This window comes from Methanococcoides sp. AM1 (assembly GCF_900774055.1).
Classification (GTDB): Archaea; Halobacteriota; Methanosarcinia; order Methanosarcinales; family Methanosarcinaceae; genus Methanococcoides.
The window spans coordinates 371,254-388,966 of record NZ_CAAGSW010000004.1 but is presented as its reverse complement, the minus strand read 5'-3'; the positions used below and the strand labels follow the sequence as shown (position 1 = coordinate 388,966).

Annotated in this window: 21 protein-coding genes and 1 pseudogene; 7 read left to right on the top strand and 15 right to left on the bottom strand. The window is 41.5% G+C overall.

All coding sequences use genetic code 11. The features are described from left to right. Position 1: 1 nt before the first annotated feature. The 4 genes from trpB to E7X57_RS09010 all read right to left on the bottom strand — a co-directional run bounded on the left by trpB (position 2) and on the right by E7X57_RS09010 (position 3,233). Entirely contained in the window at positions 2-1,186 is a 1,185-nt protein-coding gene (gene trpB / locus E7X57_RS09025; protein ID WP_135612629.1) for a tryptophan synthase subunit beta, read from the bottom strand. 32 nt (positions 1,187-1,218) lie between these two features. Further along, the gene (locus E7X57_RS09020; RefSeq protein WP_135612628.1) at positions 1,219-2,022 is read right to left on the bottom strand and encodes an indole-3-glycerol-phosphate synthase; all 804 of its coding nucleotides are present in this window, start codon (positions 2,020-2,022) and stop codon (positions 1,219-1,221) included. Between the two features lie 67 nt (positions 2,023-2,089). Further along, the gene (locus E7X57_RS09015; RefSeq protein ID WP_135612627.1) at positions 2,090-2,452 is read right to left on the bottom strand and encodes a hypothetical protein; all 363 of its coding nucleotides are present in this window, start codon (positions 2,450-2,452) and stop codon (positions 2,090-2,092) included. Then, positions 2,445-3,233 carry a hypothetical protein gene (locus E7X57_RS09010; RefSeq protein ID WP_135612626.1) on the bottom strand — a complete coding sequence of 263 codons (789 nt, stop codon included), beginning with the start codon at positions 3,231-3,233 and terminating at the stop codon, positions 2,445-2,447. Before E7X57_RS09010 ends, E7X57_RS09015 begins: the two co-directional genes overlap by 8 nt. A gap of 260 nt (positions 3,234-3,493) precedes the next feature. Between E7X57_RS09010 and E7X57_RS09005 the strand changes: the two genes are divergently transcribed. From E7X57_RS09005 to E7X57_RS08975, 7 genes are all read left to right on the top strand, one after another. After that, positions 3,494-4,261 carry an archaellin/type IV pilin N-terminal domain-containing protein gene (locus E7X57_RS09005; RefSeq protein WP_167880958.1) on the top strand — a complete coding sequence of 256 codons (768 nt, stop codon included), beginning with the start codon at positions 3,494-3,496 and terminating at the stop codon, positions 4,259-4,261. A gap of 41 nt (positions 4,262-4,302) precedes the next feature. Continuing rightward, complete coding sequence (locus E7X57_RS09000; RefSeq protein ID WP_135612624.1) at positions 4,303-5,076, top strand: archaellin/type IV pilin N-terminal domain-containing protein; 774 nt, start codon at positions 4,303-4,305, stop codon at positions 5,074-5,076. A 231-nt stretch (positions 5,077-5,307) separates the two neighbouring features. Further along, positions 5,308-6,213: a hypothetical protein gene (locus E7X57_RS08995; protein WP_135612623.1), complete on the top strand. Its 906-nt coding sequence runs from the start codon at positions 5,308-5,310 to the stop codon at positions 6,211-6,213. A 108-nt stretch (positions 6,214-6,321) separates the two neighbouring features. Continuing rightward, entirely contained in the window at positions 6,322-6,564 is a 243-nt protein-coding gene (locus E7X57_RS08990) for a thioredoxin family protein (RefSeq protein WP_135612622.1), read from the top strand. Between the two features lie 14 nt (positions 6,565-6,578). Further along, entirely contained in the window at positions 6,579-7,499 is a 921-nt protein-coding gene (gene trxB, locus E7X57_RS08985) for a thioredoxin-disulfide reductase (protein ID WP_135612621.1), read from the top strand. A gap of 82 nt (positions 7,500-7,581) precedes the next feature. Then, the gene (locus tag E7X57_RS08980; RefSeq protein WP_135612620.1) at positions 7,582-7,974 is read left to right on the top strand and encodes a DUF2111 domain-containing protein; all 393 of its coding nucleotides are present in this window, start codon (positions 7,582-7,584) and stop codon (positions 7,972-7,974) included. A gap of 77 nt (positions 7,975-8,051) precedes the next feature. Then, positions 8,052-8,942 (top strand): serine/threonine-protein kinase RIO2, encoded by an 891-nt coding sequence (locus E7X57_RS08975; protein WP_135612619.1) that lies wholly within the window; start codon positions 8,052-8,054, stop codon positions 8,940-8,942. Between the two features lie 114 nt (positions 8,943-9,056). Here E7X57_RS08975 and E7X57_RS08970 read toward each other — a convergent pair whose 3' ends face one another. The 11 genes and pseudogenes from E7X57_RS08970 to E7X57_RS08920 form a co-directional block, all read right to left on the bottom strand. Then, the gene (locus E7X57_RS08970; protein ID WP_135612618.1) at positions 9,057-9,920 is read right to left on the bottom strand and encodes a DMT family transporter; all 864 of its coding nucleotides are present in this window, start codon (positions 9,918-9,920) and stop codon (positions 9,057-9,059) included. Between the two features lie 72 nt (positions 9,921-9,992). Then, complete coding sequence (locus E7X57_RS08965) at positions 9,993-10,307, bottom strand: hypothetical protein (protein WP_135612617.1); 315 nt, start codon at positions 10,305-10,307, stop codon at positions 9,993-9,995. 48 nt (positions 10,308-10,355) lie between these two features. Then, entirely contained in the window at positions 10,356-10,796 is a 441-nt protein-coding gene (locus E7X57_RS08960; protein ID WP_135612616.1) for a class II SORL domain-containing protein, read from the bottom strand. Positions 10,797-11,112: 316 nt separating this feature from the next. Further along, positions 11,113-11,397 (bottom strand): monomethylamine transporter, encoded by a 285-nt coding sequence (locus E7X57_RS08950; protein WP_135612614.1) that lies wholly within the window; start codon positions 11,395-11,397, stop codon positions 11,113-11,115. Beyond that, positions 11,384-12,811, bottom strand: coding sequence for an APC family permease (locus tag E7X57_RS08945; protein ID WP_135612613.1), 1,428 nt, complete (start codon positions 12,809-12,811; stop codon positions 11,384-11,386). The genes E7X57_RS08950 and E7X57_RS08945 overlap by 14 nt, the downstream gene beginning before the upstream one ends. 237 nt (positions 12,812-13,048) lie before the next feature. Beyond that, positions 13,049-13,948, bottom strand: coding sequence for a GAF domain-containing protein (locus tag E7X57_RS08940; protein ID WP_135612612.1), 900 nt, complete (start codon positions 13,946-13,948; stop codon positions 13,049-13,051). Positions 13,949-13,993: 45 nt separating this feature from the next. Further along, a pseudogene (mtbB, locus tag E7X57_RS08935) lies at positions 13,994-15,397 on the bottom strand ([dimethylamine--corrinoid protein] Co-methyltransferase). Between the two features lie 10 nt (positions 15,398-15,407). Next, entirely contained in the window at positions 15,408-16,049 is a 642-nt protein-coding gene (gene mtbC / locus E7X57_RS08930; protein ID WP_135612611.1) for a dimethylamine corrinoid protein MtbC, read from the bottom strand. A 121-nt stretch (positions 16,050-16,170) separates the two neighbouring features. Next, positions 16,171-16,323 carry a hypothetical protein gene (locus tag E7X57_RS12520; protein WP_167880956.1) on the bottom strand — a complete coding sequence of 51 codons (153 nt, stop codon included), beginning with the start codon at positions 16,321-16,323 and terminating at the stop codon, positions 16,171-16,173. 15 nt (positions 16,324-16,338) lie between these two features. Further along, positions 16,339-16,635: a hypothetical protein gene (locus tag E7X57_RS08925; RefSeq protein WP_135612610.1), complete on the bottom strand. Its 297-nt coding sequence runs from the start codon at positions 16,633-16,635 to the stop codon at positions 16,339-16,341. Position 16,636: 1 nt separating this feature from the next. Continuing rightward, positions 16,637-17,689, bottom strand: a complete 1,053-nt coding sequence (locus E7X57_RS08920) for an EamA family transporter (protein ID WP_135612609.1) — start codon at positions 17,687-17,689, stop codon at positions 16,637-16,639. Between the last annotated feature and the right edge of the window lie 24 nt (positions 17,690-17,713).

Here is a 17,713-nt window from a genome sequence, read left to right as displayed (position 1 = left end):
TTTACTCACCCCTGTCGATCTTTCGAACGGCTTCAAGGTCTTTGTCTCCTCTTCCTGAAAGGTTGATGACCACAAGTTCACCAAGCTCTCCTGACTCTGCTGCTTCCATGACGTGGGCAACCGCGTGTGAGGATTCCAGTGCAGGTATGATGCCTTCCATAAGGCTCAGCTCGTGGAATGCATTGAGTGCCATCTCATCATTTGCAACGCGAGGTGTAAGCCTGCCAATATCTGCAAGATATGCCAGTTCCGGCCCAACTCCGGAATAATCCAGTCCGGCAGAAACAGAACTTGATTCCAGGATCTGCCCGTGCTTGTCCTGCAGGATCCGGGTGCGAGCTCCCTGAAGAACTCCATCTTCTCCCACCGACAGTGATGCGGAGTGGAGTGCAGCTCCTTCTGTCTGTTTCATCCCGCTGCCTCCGGCTTCCACAGCAACGAGCTTCACTTCCTTTTCTTCAATAAATGTATGGAAGATTCCCATGGCATTACTGCCACCGCCTGTGCAGGCCACAATGGAATCAGGGAATCGCCCTTCCTTCTCCATGATCTGCTGTTTGACCTCATTTCCTATAACACTCTGGAAATCCCTTACCATCATTGGGTATGGGTGTGGTCCCACTACAGAACCTATAAGGTAATGTGTATTCTCAACATTTGAGACCCAGTCCCGTAGAGCTTCATTAATTGCATCTTTGAGCGTCTTTGAACCGGATTCTACAGGGTGTACCTCTGCTCCCATAAGCTCCATCCGGTAGACATTCATTCTCTGTCTGATGGTGTCCTTTGCTCCCATATAAACGTGGGTCTGGAATCCCATGTTCGTGCCTGCCATGGCTGTTGCGGTCCCATGCTGGCCTGCACCTGTCTCAGCTACAAGTCTTGTTTTTCCCATGTATTTTGCAAGCAGGGCCTGGCCGATGGTATTGTTCAGCTTGTGTGCGCCACCATGTACGAGATCCTCTCTTTTCAGGTAGATCTTTACACCGTACTTCTTGCTCATGTTCTTTGCATAGTATAACGGAGTCTCACGTCCGGCAAAGTCCTTGAGGTAATAATCCAGTTCCTTCAGGAATTCCGGATCGTTTTTGTATCGTTCATATCCTTCCTCAAGTTCCTCAAGTGCAGGCATAAGTATCTCAGGGACAAATTGTCCTCCATACTTGCCATACTTTGGTCCACTCATATCATTTCCTCCTTATCATCATCAATTATATTTTATTCAAGAGCATCAACAAGCTCTTTTGTCTTGCTGTAAATATCGTCATTTTTCACGATGGATGTTCCAATAAGTATCGCATCGGCACCAGCTGAAATCATCCTTCTGACATCATTTGCAGTATAAACCCCGCTTTCACTTATGATGAGATGTTCAGTACCGTTTATGCGATCGTGTTCCTTTATTATCGGTACAAGTTCTTCTGTTGTTGCAATGTCCACTTGCATTGTTGTAAGGTTCCTGTTGTTAATCCCAATGATCTTTGCTGAGGTATCAAGCGCATTGAGCAGTTCCTCTTTATTGTGCACTTCTACGAGAGGCTCGAACCCCTTTGAACGTGCATATAGGATAAAATCTTCAAGTTTTTCATTTAGAAGTCCTGCGATAAGCAGTATAAGGTCACTTTTAACCTCGTCGAACTGGATCTTATCAATTATAAAGTCCTTTCTGAGGACTGGTAATGATATATTTTCCTTTACAGCTGTTAGGTTATCGGTAGATCCATTAAAAAATTCAGGTTCAGTCAGAACCGATATCGCAACAGCACCTGCTTTTTCCATTTCAGTGGCTATTCTTTTTGCTTCTGTTGGATCTATATCTCTTATTTTCATTGAAGGGGAAGCTGGCTTTACTTCAGAAATGATCGGAGCTTTACCTTTCTGTTTTTTCGATAATATCGATTCGATTATCTTTTGTGTATCTGGTGTGAAACTCTCCATTACAGCTTCATTATTCTTGATCTTATAGAGCTCTTTGACCCTATTTTCAGTTGAATTGATAATTTCATGTATTGCAGAATGCATAATAACCACTTATGTACAACAATGCTCATTGTTGTACATAAGTTTAATGGTATATACGTTTTGCGGATTAGGGGAGACGTTCAAGCATTGTCTGCATCGTCTTTGTCCTTTTGTAGAACACCGAAGTTTCCTTTAAAAAGTTTGCAGCTATAAGTCCCTTGTCTGTAATGATGTACCCCCCACGCTGTACTTTTTCAGCAAGGCCTTCAATCTGGAAAACAGTTTTCATCTTGCTCCCAATACTTCCACGATCTGCAACCTGGTCCGTATATTTTCTGATCTGTGAGAATTCTGTTATCTTTCCTTCATTCTTCTTTAGTACCAGCAGTATAATGCGATACTGAATATCTCCTGGTCCCTGGTTGATGCCAAGGGACTGGTAAAACTCAGCAACTTCTTTCTCAAAATCCAAATTGATCTTGTCAGGCATTTACATCTACCTCAGGATCAAACTCGTCCATTTCATCGTAGGGTTCGTAGTGTTTTTCTTCGATCCCAAGCCTTTCCTGCAGTGTAAGTGGGGGGAAATAGGAAAGATATGCTAGGATCGTTCCGATCAGGACGAATATCCTTGCAACAAGTTGCATGACATCGATGTTCGTGATCATGTCTATAAGCATGAAATCGATTACAAAGGATATCGATACAAGTAAGAGTGTTGTATGATAGAGTTGCTTCTTTGAAACCTTCCTGAGGAATATCAATGCCATTATCCCTAATATCATAGCAGTTGGTAGTATGAACAATCCTGTAAGGTATATATTGATGGCAATATCGCTATTTATATTAATGAGGGATGACCAGTATGAAACCTGTGGTTCCATTGCTCCCTGCCTGAATAGCAACATTAGGTATGCTATTCCAAAGATGAAAAAAACCAATCCTGTATATCTGCTTGTCCTTTTATTACCTGTTAGTATATATATTAAAATATATACTAATGGCACAGAAATAAATGCGAAGGGTATTGCTGCTATATAGTACACAGACATATCAAGTTCTGTATTGTTTGTGTAAGCAGCTATCATGCGAAATGCTGTGAGTAAATATGTTATCGCCACAAGTGACCATAGCGATATCAATGCTCTGAGCGAGGGTTTTGTTCTATCGTTCCACAATGGCTTGTTTTTTGTGATCACTGCTGCAAATGTCAAAGATACAATTGCAATAGCAAAGCAGATCGTTATGTTTAGAAGCAGTCCAGCACTCATCCTATTCCTCTTCCTTAACTAAATAATAACTTTTTAAAATGAATATATTCATTATGTTTAATATGGATATGGTCTTTGTTTGAAATTTCCAACCGGAGAGTATATATACTAAATATCTCATACTCATTATGATAATAATATCTTGAAGTACTATATAGCATTGTTTGTTTGGAATGAAATCCGAATAATTATGTTATTGAGTATTTGATACCAACCCACAACTCGTAATTTGGAGAGCCAATATGAAATCTGGAAAGTTTATGTTTATAAGAAAAGATTCCTGCGGACAGGTTGGTATTGGAACCCTTATTATCTTCCTCTCCATGATCCTGGTAGCTTCTGTGGCTGCCGGTGTACTCATCCAGACCTCTGGTGTACTTCAGCAAAAGGCACAGTCTACTGGGATTCAAGCGGCTGAGGAAATATCTTCAACTCTGGAAATTATAGGTATTGAAGGTATTAGGGCAAAGGACACTGGGTCGAACATGTCCGATTCCATTGACCTGCTCAAGATGAAAATGGGTTTAAATGTTGGCACTAGCGAAGTTGATCTTAGCACTCTCATTATTACGATCTCAGATGGTCAGGTCACCAATGATCTGGTCTATGGAAGTAATACTATGTTATACGGTAGTGAAATGGATGGTTTTACCGGCGATGTAAAAACCGGTGACCTTACAGCATTGCTTAATAACACTCATGAGGTTGCAGGACCAAACGTTGCGTCCTTCTTCACTGTAGAAAGAATGAGGGATGAGGACAATTCCTTAGCTGCCTCAACGCCTGTGCTGAACTCAGGAGATATTGCTATCATCTACATTGGAACTGCCAGTTCTGATGCAGTAAATTATACATATCTCGGTGATTTCAACGCCACAGCGCCCGGTACAAGTCTGAAAGATTCAGGATTGACCCTTAATTCAAGGACAACCGTGGATATTCAGATAACTCCGGAAAAAGGATCCCAGACGATCTCCACGTTTATGATCCCAACTCTGAACGTGAATGAAAAATACATGATAAGATAAAATCCCAATGATCTAATTTAACTCTATGAGGAGATGAATAAATGAAAGCAAACAGATATTTGATGAAAAAAGATGAGAGTGCACAGGTAGGTATCGGTACACTTATTATCTTCATCGCAATGGTATTGGTAGCTGCTGTAGCTGCCGCGGTATTGATCCAGACATCCGGTGTTCTTCAGGAAAGAGCATCATCAACTGGCCAGCAAGCTGCTCAGGAAGTATCATCCAACATGATGGTCAAGAGCATTGAAGGTGTAAGGTCCAGTGATGGTACCAACCTGTCTGACTCTGCTGATCTTCTTAAGCTCAAAGTAGCACTCAACATTGGTAGTTCTGACATAGATCTTAATCAGGTTGTCATCACTATAACTGATGGCGTGAATACGAATGATCTGGTTTATGCTGGTAACGATAAAACATATGGTGCTACCATGACCAGTTTCTCAGAGACTAATGCTACCTTAAATCTGATTAACTTACTGTCAGCAAGTACTAATGAAACCGGTGGCGACAACTGTAATTACTTCTTCGCTGTTGAGAAAATAAGAGATGAAGATGAGTCATTCTCACAGGCCAGTCCAATCATGAATCAGGGAGATCTTGTTACAATCTACATAGCCACTTCATCAACTGGTGCAGCCAGTAACACAGTTGTTGGCGATATAACTGTAACAGAGCTTAAAGACTCAGGTCTTACAATCGAGCCAAGAGCACAACTCAGCATACTCATGACACCTGAAGCAGGTTCATCAACAACTGCTGGATTCACTGCACCATCCTTCGGTGTAGACACAAACATTGGTCTCTACCCATAAGGTGAATTAATTCACCTTATTCTTTTTTTTAAATATTTAATTTAAAATTTATATTTTTTGTAGTTATTATTTTATACTTGTTCCATTATATTAGCCTCCGGTTAGTAAATTAAAATAACGTGATGGCATTGTATCGAGTTATGTGCATACTAAAAAGTGCATGGATGATCTAATAGTCATTTTCATATGGTGGTAGTTTTGGAAAATACGTTATTCTGTATATTAATGTGCATGGCTCTGCTACTTGTTGTGGGTAGTGGATGCCTCGGTTCAGGTGGTGATGAAGCGGTAAATGAAACCGTTACTTCATTCCTTACCTCGTTCAATGAGGGTGATGTTGGCACCGCATTTTCTTATTATGAAGGGAAAGATTTCCTTGTACCTGCTACACTGGAGATCAAGTTCAAGAATAAGGACATTATTGTAGGTTCTATAGAGCAGTTCGAACTGAAGGACACTGTAGTTGATGGGGACGTTGGTTATACAACTGCAGTATGTGATGTTACGCTTTTTGAAAGGAATAAAGCTGCTGGCACGGAAGAGAAGCTTATATACTTCAGGGTTCAGAAAGTTGGTGCTCTCTGGACCATTACAAAAGTAAATCTTGATGGACCGATATCTTCTTCTGAAACGCTTGAAAATGTTGAAGTTCCCGCTACACCGCTTGATCCTATTATTAATAATATTCCTCTAATTTCAGGAGTAACAGTTGCTGTGTTGGTTCTAGGAATTATCCTGAGCAAGAAGGATAAGTCCGGGGGTGCTGGTACTCCAGTAGTAGACATTTCAACTGCTGTACCGGTGGAAAAAGAAGCTCTTGCACAGTTCATTAAATTCGTACCTGCTCTCCAGTATTCTGCAGGTTCGAAGGCAGCAGTGGATATATGGGTCAAGAACTTTTCGCAGCAACCATATGATAATTTAACAGTCATTGCCAATTTTCCGGGAACTGTTAAAGTGAAAAAACCTGCATTATCATTTGGAAGCATTGGTCCGGGTGAGACTGTCAAAAAGACCTGGAGCATCACTCCGTCTATTCCGGGTTGGGTTGCCATAGAAGAACCAATGGTCGTTTTCGAATATGCCGGTGGACGATATTCCGGACAGCTCGATCCGATCTGGCTTAATGTTCAGTAAGGATGGGAATGGTTTGCAAGCCTTTTTATTTATCCTTTTTAGTGTGTATTTTTAAAAGATGAGTTACATATTATATTCTGTTGTTTAACAAACCAGGGGAGGTAGTTTATGGTAAAAGTAACTCTTATTCATGCTTCGTGGTGTCATGTTTGTCCTGCTGCTAGAAAGTTCTGGAATGATCTTAGATCTGAACATGATTTTGATTATGAAGAGGTAGATTATGATACTCCGGAGGGCGACGAACTCTCGGAAAAGTATTCGATCATGTCTGTTCCAACAACTATAATCGATGGTGAGATCGCTTTTATAGGCGTGCCTGGCAAGGATGAAGCGCTTTTGAAAATATCCTGATGGGGTAGCTCAAAATGGTATATGATCTAATAATTGTAGGTGGCGGTCCGGGAGGTCTGTCTGCCGGAATATATGCTGTTCGTTACGGGTTGAACACACTTGTTCTTGAGAAAGGATTTGTCAGTGGTCAGATCTCGACCACTGGTGAAGTAGAGAACTATCCGGGGTTTCCTTCTATAAGTGGTATGGATCTGATGGATAAGTTCTCCGAACACGCAAAAGCAGCCGGTGTAGTAGTTGAGAGCAGGGAAATTCTAGGGATCCGATCGGAGGGTGATCGTAAGATCATCAGTACGGACTCCGGAGACCTGGAAACGCTTAGTGTTATAATTGCTACAGGTGCAAATCCACGACACCTCGGTGTTCCCGGAGAGGATGAGTTCCGTGGAAAAGGTGTTTCATATTGTGCTACGTGTGATGGTCCTTTCTTCAAGGGTCGCAATGTGATCGTTGTGGGCGGAGGCGAATCTGCACTTACTGATGTATTGATCCTTTCAAATATTGCAGCTTCTGCCTGTGTAGTGCATCGCAGGGATAAGCTTCGGGCATCACAGATACTTCAGGACAGGGCCTTTGGGAAGTCCAATATTGAGTTCTCATGGAATACGGTTCTTGAGGAGATCATTGGTGATTCTGTTGTAAGGGAGGTCGTACTTCGAGACACCGTTACAAATGATATTTGGAGAACTCCTATTGATGGTATCTTCATCTACGTTGGTATTGAGCCTAATACTGAATTTGTTGATGTTGAAAAGGATGATTCCGGGTTTATTCTGACCGATGAGAGAATGGCCACATCAGTGGATGGTATATTTGCAGTTGGAGACTGCAGGGCAGGTGTCCTGCGTCAGGTTATCACTGCTGTGAGTGATGGTTCGATTGCGGCTTTCGAAGCATATGAATATGTATCTAACATTAAACATAATGGGGAATGAACAGATATTTCTATTATCTTACCCTTTAGGAATACATTAAAATAGTAACTAAATATTTCAATTTCAGGTGGGATGTAATAATATGATGTGTTTGAAGATCTGTCCGGATTCGACTTCAGAAGACCTTAAGCCAATTGCAGAAGCAGTACATTCGCTTCTGGGGATTCCTACTACTATTCGAAGCAAGAGCTTCCATGGGATCCGAATGGAGAAGGGTCAGATAATAGATGATGATTATACTGGTCCTGTTCTGGAAGAGGTACTGGAAAAGAATACGATCATCAGGAAAGTTCCTACAGAAGGTGTCTACAAAGGTAAAGCTGTGGTCGTAGTTCCGATCAGGTCAAATGAAGGTGAAGTTTTAGGTGCTCTTGGTCTTGTAGACCTGGTGGCAGCTCTTGATATCCTCTCTGTATTCCGTGAATATCCTGATATCATCGATGAGGTTGAAGATGCAAGAAAGCGTATGTCATGATAGCATAATTTCCTTTTCTTCTTTTTTTTTTGATCTGGCATCACAAAGCTCTTTAATATTCAGGACAATTACTGCCGATGATAGATGATGTGCTCAAGTTCTTCAGGACACTGGATAGTAAGGACCTCAGAATTCTGACCGGTATTGAGATCGGGATGAAAAATTTTGAATGGGTCCCTATCGAAGAGATCCGTAAATATACTAAACTCTCTTTCGAACAGCTTGAGTACAGGCTTTTTAAGCTTTACAAATCCAACATAGTAGTTGGTACAAAAACCCCTTACGAGGGTTATCAGATATATTTTGACGGATATGATGCACTTGCATTGAACACATTTGTCAAAAGGGGCGTCGTCAGTGCCATAGGTGATGAGATAGGTGTCGGCAAGGAATCAGTGGTCCATGAAGCAATTCAGGAACCTGAGCTGGCCATTGCAGATCCTATTCCTGTTATTATCAAGTTTCACAGGGAGGGGAGGACAAGCTTCAAAAGCGTAAAAAGAGTGCGTGACCACCTTGTTGATCGTGAACACTTTTCATGGATATACGCAGCCAGGCTTGCGGCCAAGAGGGAATATGACATCATGCAGACATTATATGGCAAGATCTCAATACCTAAACCTATTGATCACAACAGACATGCAATTGTCATGGCTCCTGCAAAGGGAAGCATCCTTGTAAAGACCAGGCTTCTGGAGCCGGAATGGGTCCTCGATGAGATCCTTTCACAGATAAAGATCGTTTACTCTGAGGGAATTATACATTCTGATCTTAGTGAATACAATATCTTCGTCAGTGATGAAGGCGTGGAGTTCATAGACTGGCCTCAGTATGTTACAGTAGAGCATCCACATGCAGATGAATTACTTGAGAGGGATGTGTTCAATGTGCTGACACATTTCAGGCGGAAGTACAATCTTGAGAAGGATCTGAATGAGGTAATCTCCCAGATCAAAGAAGATGTATAAAGGTTAGCATCAGAACTCGACTTTTAAAATTACTGGGCGAGTTCGGTTTGGAAACCGGATCTTTAAAAAACACATATTCTTATCATTTTTTAAAAAATTGAAAGAATTAGCTTTTTAGGCTGATATCAATATCAATGCAACAAGGGCAGATAACACACCGATCCACTGTTTGGACGACATATTTTCTTTTAATATCATCCATGCAAGTAATACGGTTCCTGCAGGATAGAGGGAAGAAGTTATTGATGCTATATCCAATCTACCTGCTTGGGATGCCAGTGCAAAAAAAGCGTTACCTCCTGTATTGAAAATGCCGGATAGTATAATGATAGGCATAACATTTCGTTTAGGTAGTATATTCCAAGAAGTTGCGGTTACAGACCTCTTGAAAATGACAAAACCGAGTATAATAAGAATCGCTGTAATACTAGCAACAGCAAGCGGCCATAGTACCGCCGTTTCACTGAAACGGTCAATTGAAATGAAGAAAAGACCAAATAAGGTTCCTGCTATCAATGGTAAGATAAAGTCACGACGTTCTATTTTTGTCTCAAGATCCCCACTTGCAATTAACCAGACTGCTACAACCGCAAAGACAAAACCTATCATCTGATAAATGGAAGGTATTCCTTCATGAAATGCACCATAGATAACCGGAATGGCTGCAGTTACCACGGCTGATAACGGTGCCACAAAACCCATTTTCCCTTCCGAAAGAGCACGATAAAGGGCAATAAGTCCAGCACTTATGAATAGTCCTGCCAGTATTCCCCAGATTATTCCTTCATTTGGCGGCATTTGTTCTTGCAGCAGAAAGGCAGATCCGACCAGTAAAATCAAACCAACGATTTGGACTATCAAGACAACACCATAGACGTTGGCTTTCTTTGATGCAAAACCTCCACTAAAATCACTGGCGCCCCATGACGCGGCTGCCAGTAGACCAAATATTACTACAAGGAATTCAGTTGGTATCATTGTATTCTCCCCATATTGATTTCGATTTAAATAAAATCAAGTTGTTTTGCTAGTTCCTTTCGGACATAATGTTCACTTTTTTGTGGGTTTCCACAACCCATGAACTCGCCTAAAAATACGACAAAAAGCAATAAGTCCAGCACTTATGATTATCCCTGCCAGTGCCCCCCATATAATTTCTTCAATTTGTGGTATTTGTTTTTGCAGTAGTAAGGCCGATCCACCCAAGAAAAGTAAACCCACGGTCGGGACTATCATGGCAACACCATAAATATTGAATTTTTTTGATGCAAAGTCTTCATTAAAATCACTGGCATTCCATGACGCTGCTGCCAGTAGACCAAAAATTACGACAAAGAATTCAGTTACTAATCCAATTGATATCATTGTATTCTCCTCCTATTGATTTATATTAAACAAAATCAAGTTGTTTTGTTACTTTCTTTTGGATACAACATTCACTTCTTTTGCAGATTCCCACAACCCATGAACATTGCAACTTGCAATGGCCTTAAGTTCCGTTCTCACCTCTTTAAGACCACATTTACTGCATAAGTTGACACCATGAATATTGCAGACTACATATTCCGTAGAAGAAATTAGATCTTCACTAGGAATTATATTAAAAATTGCTTCAGGTGTTGGATTTTCAGCCCCTAACTCGTATTTTCCAATCTTATTATCCGCAAACCATACTTCAACCCATTCAATGTAGTGTTCCATTTCCATCACATGTGGTTCTCCTCCAATAGTCACTTTCACCTCAAATGATTCTTCAGATGTTACAATATCAGGTGCTTCAATAATTGGAACATGTTTTTTCTCAACATCTGTTAGATTATTCCTGTCTTTGATCCGTTGGATACCTTCTTCCATATTATCACCCATTAAATTAATTTTTGCCACAGGGAAATTTCTCTTTATACATTTATAATCTGTAATTCTTGACCGAATGATACAGGATCACAACAAAAAAAACAAGAATTACTGCTACCAAACTGAAATAAGATGCTGGATCCCACACGAACTGCATTCCTCCTGTTTCATCCCATCCGACCAGGACTGTACCTTGTATAATAACCGGTGTAACTACGCATATACATGCGATTATAAAAATGAAAAGGATATCAAAAATTTGCATGAAGGGTCCACGTTCTCCGTTTTTATTGGTAACTGCCATTTTCATTCCTCCTTAGTCATAGTAATTAAATGAATACATGTGTTCCTTGATGGAATTATAAACTCGCAAACAACCAATCGTCTCAATACTAAGTAATAATATGAGAAAAATGATGTATAACGGTAAAATCACAGAAAGTTCTGGAATCTTACCCCAAAGGGTGGTGATTGTTTTGTAGAGAATAAATATCTCAGAAAAATACATTATGATCAGCAACAATACCACCACGCCTGCATCTCCCCTCAATTTTCGGACATATTTTGCGGAATCGATTCTTGTATTCTTATCTTCTTTCATTTTTCACAACTCCTTGTCTTTCTATTGGGTCCGGCCATCCCATATCATCACTCCAACTGTGATCGACTTCAAAAGAACGATATCTCCATGTGAAGTAGAAATATGCTATTACATAGAAGATGAGTGCGAAGATTAAATTGTAGCTGTATCCCCAGTGCAGAGTTGACATGATAACTATTGTGAGGAAAATAGTGAAATAAGCCAGCAAGGGATGCAAAGGTCCTGAAAAAGGTCGTACTTTATTAAGTGCATCTTTATCTTTCAAATATTGATCCGGGAACATCTTTCTAAACCTGATCAGGGAAAAAGGGATCAGTACATAACAAACCAAACCCGATGCAATTGCAAAAGTTACAACTTGGTCAAGGAAACCACTGAAAGCGAAGGCAACTGCAATAGGCATTGTAAAGATAACAGCTCTGTAAGGGGTCCTGTATTTGGGGTGGATTGCTGAGAACCATGGAGTCAGGAAATGATCTCTGGACAAAGAAAACCATGATCGTGAAGCATCGCAAACAGTACCATTTGCACTTGAGAGGCAAGTAAAGATGGTACCTACTGCAAGCAATATTATCAAGATCGGTACACCACTACGGCTTGCTGCTTCATAAAGTGGATATGCGGAAACTCCTAGTTCAGCTGTTGGAACTAGTCCTGAACACAAATAAAATGTCATGCCTGCTGCCAACAGAAGTGTTATCATACCAGCTTGTTGTCCAAGAGGAACTGCTCTACTTGGATGTTTGCATTCCTCTGCACACATCGCTGCTCCTTCAATTCCTAGATAAAACCAGGGACCAAATTGCAAGGCTGCTAAAATTCCGATGAATCCGTTGGGCATTGCACCTGAAAAGAGGTACTCTGGATGCCAGACTCCACCAAATCCTGCTATGTTTGCAAAGAAAAATATTATAATTCCGAGAAGTGCGATAAAAGCAAGTGCAAAATTGAGATTTAATACTGCTTCCACACCTCTGTAATTAATAAATGTCAGAGACGTAATGACCAGTAAAGTTACAGGAAATACTGCCAATTCTGCAGATGGAAATATCGCCGTTAAGACTGATGCCATTACAATTGCATCGGCTGCTTCAACAGCGATGAATTCCATATAAACTGCAAGTCCTACAAGTGCGGCTGCACCCGGACCTACAAATAACCGTGCCCAATCATAGGGCCCTCCTGCCAATTTTGTAGAAGCTCCTAATTCACTGGCACAAAGTGAAACCATGACATACATCGTACCGGCGACTAGCAATGCAAAAAGTGAGCCAAGAATACCACCTTTAGCTACAGTAAAATTCCAACCCATGAAATTGCCTACGAGAACGATGCCTACGCCCAAAGCCCATACTTGGTAGGGACGCAACGTTTTGACAAGGACTGGAGTTACTGATATTGTTCCTTCTCCCATTTCTAGATCTCCTGTTCATTTTTTTGATATTGATAAAGCATCTTGAAGCATCCAGCCAACCATGGCAAAGCACAGTAAGTAGATCAATCCATTAGCAACCATCCAAATGTCCATTTTTGATGCCTCCGTTTTTATTCATTAATATTTTTGTAACTGCTATTGGTCATAATTAACACCTAAAAACTTGTATTATTCCAAGGAAATAGTCCTTGAACCTATTCTTCAATATCCTTCCATTCATGCCACACCGTAACGCATATCGTCACTCATAATGGCCATTTCTATAGTACTAATCATAAGGCCAGCTAACGACTTGATAAGATCAAGATCATCACGATCACCTTCCGGAATTATGAATTCAGAAGATGATGAGACAATCAATACCCCTACAAAGTGGTGCTTATGATAGATCGGAATAATAGCAGTGCCTTGTAATCCCTCCTCTTCCATAGAAGAATCCGTAAGTAAAGGATAGATTTCAGAATAATGCATGTATATAGGGAATCCTTTCTTCGCAATCTCTACCGGAATGGAATTTACATCTAAATATGAAAAACTGTTCACAAAATTGGTTGAAAGTCCCTTATGGTTCACAAGTACTAGTCCTTTGTTGACCTCGTCAACAACATACAAGGCACAAATATCTATAGCTTCAAGTCTTGTTGTCAGCTCAATAAGGATATTCGTAGACTCTTCCAGATATACGGGCCAATTGAAATCACTGCCTAGCTCATCCTGAATGGACATAAAATCATCATGTTGTTTCTCATCATTAATATCAACAATCGTTGTCCTCAAACCTTGAATACAACCATCCTTGTCATAGATGATATGTGTATTTTCACGAACCCATCTATAATCACCGTCTAGCATCAATATCCGATATTCCTGTATAAGGTCACCTTCGGAATTGTCAGAATACTCTCGAAGTTTCTTCCTAAAATTTGCAAGGTCAGCAGGATGAATAAGATCTTCATAGAACAAGTCACCAATAAGAAAATCCTCGACTTCATGTCCGAAAATGGATACATTATCTGATACGGACTCAAGTGACCAGCCATCTTCAAACCTCCACACGAACACTACTTCAAGCATATTATCTGGTAAATCTGGTGAGTTTGCAATCCCTTTCATCATACCGCCAAACCTTGTTTAATATCCTCAGTTTCCTAACCCAAAGACTTACTTAATTGCTTCCCTGAACTTGTCGCAGCAATTGATATTGATGCCAAGAACCTTCTCGATATTCATCTTTGCTACGTAGCCTTTTGCACAACCAGGGACTGATGTTATTATTCCAATATCAAGTTCTTCACGAACTTCCCTCATGCGATGCACATCTGTAAGTTCAGCAACATCGACGCCAACTTTTTTGGCAACATATTTCTTTGCTTCGTTGAGTCTCATGCTCTTACCAAGCTGCATCCTTGCTACAAGATCACCAGCACCTCGCATTCCATGCATTCCAGAAGCAAGAATGTGTGCTATGGTCATACCGATTGGGTCGCCGACTCCTATCTATATACCGTCAACGCCGGCAACTTCGACCATTGCCTTGCTTGCACGGGTAACTGCGTCAACTGGTGGAGTTTCGAACATTGGGATGCCACCCACTCCCATGCCCATGTCTACATGACATGGAATTGTTGATGCTTCGACTGCAGCTTTTGTGAAAGTGACTGCACGAGCAAGATTCCAGGCAAATGACATTCCGGTGTTAGTATTGCACACAGGACCAAACACGTTAGCTCCAGCCTTTGAAACAAGTTCTACCTGCTCATGTGGCCAGAGTCCTGCAAGAACTTTACCATCGTATTCAAGTTCACCGTGCATACCAAGTACAAGCTCACCGGCCATGCCTGCTTCAATGTACATGTCAGGGAATTCTTTTCTGAGAGCTTCGATTGCATGGAGGGAAGCATACATGTCACCGTCACCAGCTGCTCCAATAGTATCAAAATTGATTCCGTCGCCACCAACGTCATAGATACGCTTCATAAGCCAGGTGATGTCACGTACTGCGTGGTCACCTGCTTTTTCGATGGAATCCTGGGCTTCTGAGATCTTGAAAGCTTTCATTAGGTCTCCTGGATTTTCAAATGGGCCATCCGGAGTGTAGTAAAGACCTAAGTTTGGCATTGCACCGTACATCATGGGGATAAGCATGTTCTGTTGACAAACTTCCATGACCTGCTGTTCCTGAGCAATAACAGGTTTAACAGGCTTGTAACTGTAGTCAATGTGGCCGAGTTCCATTGTGTCTGCAGCGAAAACTCTCTCATAGATCATACTGCTAACAAGACGACTGGCAGGGACACCAACACCACTGTTACCCTGATCTCCATCAATCTTAAGCGGAGCAATATCGTGAGTAACAACAATCTCATTTCCTGGGTCAACACCTACTATTCTGCTGGGGTTTAGGATGATGTCTGCAATTTTTTCCAGCTCATCTTCGGAAAGCATGGGGATTGTACCAAGGTCTGCTGCATCTGCAGTACCTTCATGGAGTTCTGTCATTATGGCATCCTTTGTCATAAAGATCAGTTCACCGTCACCCATTCTTGTAGAATATTCTGTTGCCATATCGATCACCTCAGAGTAATAGTTCCTTTGCTTTGTTCACAGCTTCACTGGCATTCTCTGCATAGCAGTCTGCACCGCACTTCTTTGCCCATGCATCTGTTGCCGGAGCACCACCGACCATGACCTTTACACTGTCCCTGAGGCCGTTCTCCTTGAGAAGTTCAATGACTTCCTTCTGTCCCGGTAGTGTTGTTGTCATAAGTGCGGAAAGGCCGACCATGTCAGCATCCGTTTCCTTGATCTTGTCGATGAAGTTCTGGAGTGGAACATCCCTTCCAATATCATGAACTTCAAAACCTGCTGCCTGGAGCATTGTTGATACGATTGCTTTGCCAATGTCGTGAACGTCGCCTTCGACGGTACCGTTGACAATTACACCGAGCTTTTCACCGGCCCCACTACCTGCCATTTCGTCTTCCAGTTCTGCGACACCTGCAGACATTGCGTCCGCTGCCATCATAACGTGTGGAAGGAAGAGTTTTCCTCTTTCGAAGAGAACACCAACTTCATTCATACCGGCAGCCAGCCCGTTCTCAATAATATCCGAGCCGGAAACTTCACCGCGAGCCTTCTCAACCGCTGCTAAAACAGCATCTTTCTTGCAGCTGACTACAGCATCAGCTAATTCTTTATATAGTTCTTCTTTTGACATAATTGATCTCCTTTTTCTGGCGATCTTAGTGGGGATGTGCTAAAATATGGGTAATAATTAAGGTATAACAATTTGATTTGTTGAATACGCAGAACTCCCCGCACACATCCCAAATTAACTTTCAGAATTTGGATGCAAAGGTTCTTGCCTTCCAAATTGCCAATAATGCGATTGCAATAATCGCAATCATCCACGTGTACTCAGCAATCGGAAAGGGAGAATTGTACATGTCATAGCCGTAATATCCAAGAGTTAAATCTGCTATTTGTCCCATATCTTGACCTCCTTATCAGACGTACTCCAGACATGCCTCTGATGCACGAGTCTTGCCGAAATCTGTTATCATATATTTATGCAACAGATAATTTTTCTTATAAGTTCCTTCTTCATCAACTTTAGTTTCCATTGCTTTCAACATCCCTCCGGAAGTTAGCTCAATGATATCGAAGTTAATACCATCTCTCCAGTAGTTACCTTGGAGGTTATATTCGTCCTGTATCTGGTTTACAATTTCATTATTCCAATGTTCTTTGTCATCAAGGAATAATTCAAGAATCCTGAATTTAATTGGTTGATCTGCAGTCATGTTATTCACCCCTAAGTGATTCGAGTTCACCGTTATCTTCAAAGAACATGATGAAACTGCCAATGACACATAGAACTGCACCTACCCATACGGTCCATGCAGGTACGGTGCCAAAGAACAAATAAATAAAGATCACAGCACAAAGTCCACTCAGATTTGCCACTCCTTGTCCACGCCCCACGCCGACCAGTGGGAATGACTTGTACCAGCAAACATAGCAGTAGCCAAAAGTGATGCCGGCAAATGACAGTATGAGGATAGATAGCGGGTTCAGTGCTTCAATTGCATATTCGAAAATTGGGAAACCAGCCAGTGCAACAATAGGTATGAGAATAAGCCACCATATAATGTTTTCACCAAGGAATCTAATGGTGATGCCTACATCGGGTTCTGCAATATCTAGGCCCTTGCCTGCAATTGCACCTTCAATTCCCCAACCAACAGCTGCCATGAGACCACCAACATAACCAATCCAGCCAGCACTTCCACTTGCGAGTTCTGCGTAAAGACCTCCGCCAAAGAGAATGACACCACCCATAATGATAACAACAATACCAATGATTGCTCTTTTACTCAATTTCTCACCGTACCACAAGTAGGCGAGAATAGATCCTGTTACCGGGTATAGGAGGGCTGCAACTGCTCCGAAAGCTGCTCCCACGAATCCTATTGCCAGAAATGCGCCCATAATTGCAACAGGGCCACCAAATATGGAAGCAGCAAAAAACCATTTGCTACAGGGTTTCATTGCCTTGAGAGTTCTCTTTATTTCACCGAACTTACCAAGCACTCCGTTCCATACTAATAGGGCAATCATAACTGTCAACGCATTAAATGCAGTAATCAACATAGCAACTATGACGGTTGCCATTGAAGCATTGGAATAGTCGGGAAGTGCAATTTCAGTCCACATAACATCGAAAGGCGGAACCGCCCAGATAATAGTACCCGGAATGTACCACATGGCCCACAAAACTGCACAAAAGAGAGCCCACATATATCCGCTATTAAATCTCCTTTTAATTTCTAATCGCCTCAGCTCTTGAACATCCAAAATTAATTCCTCCGTTTACAAATT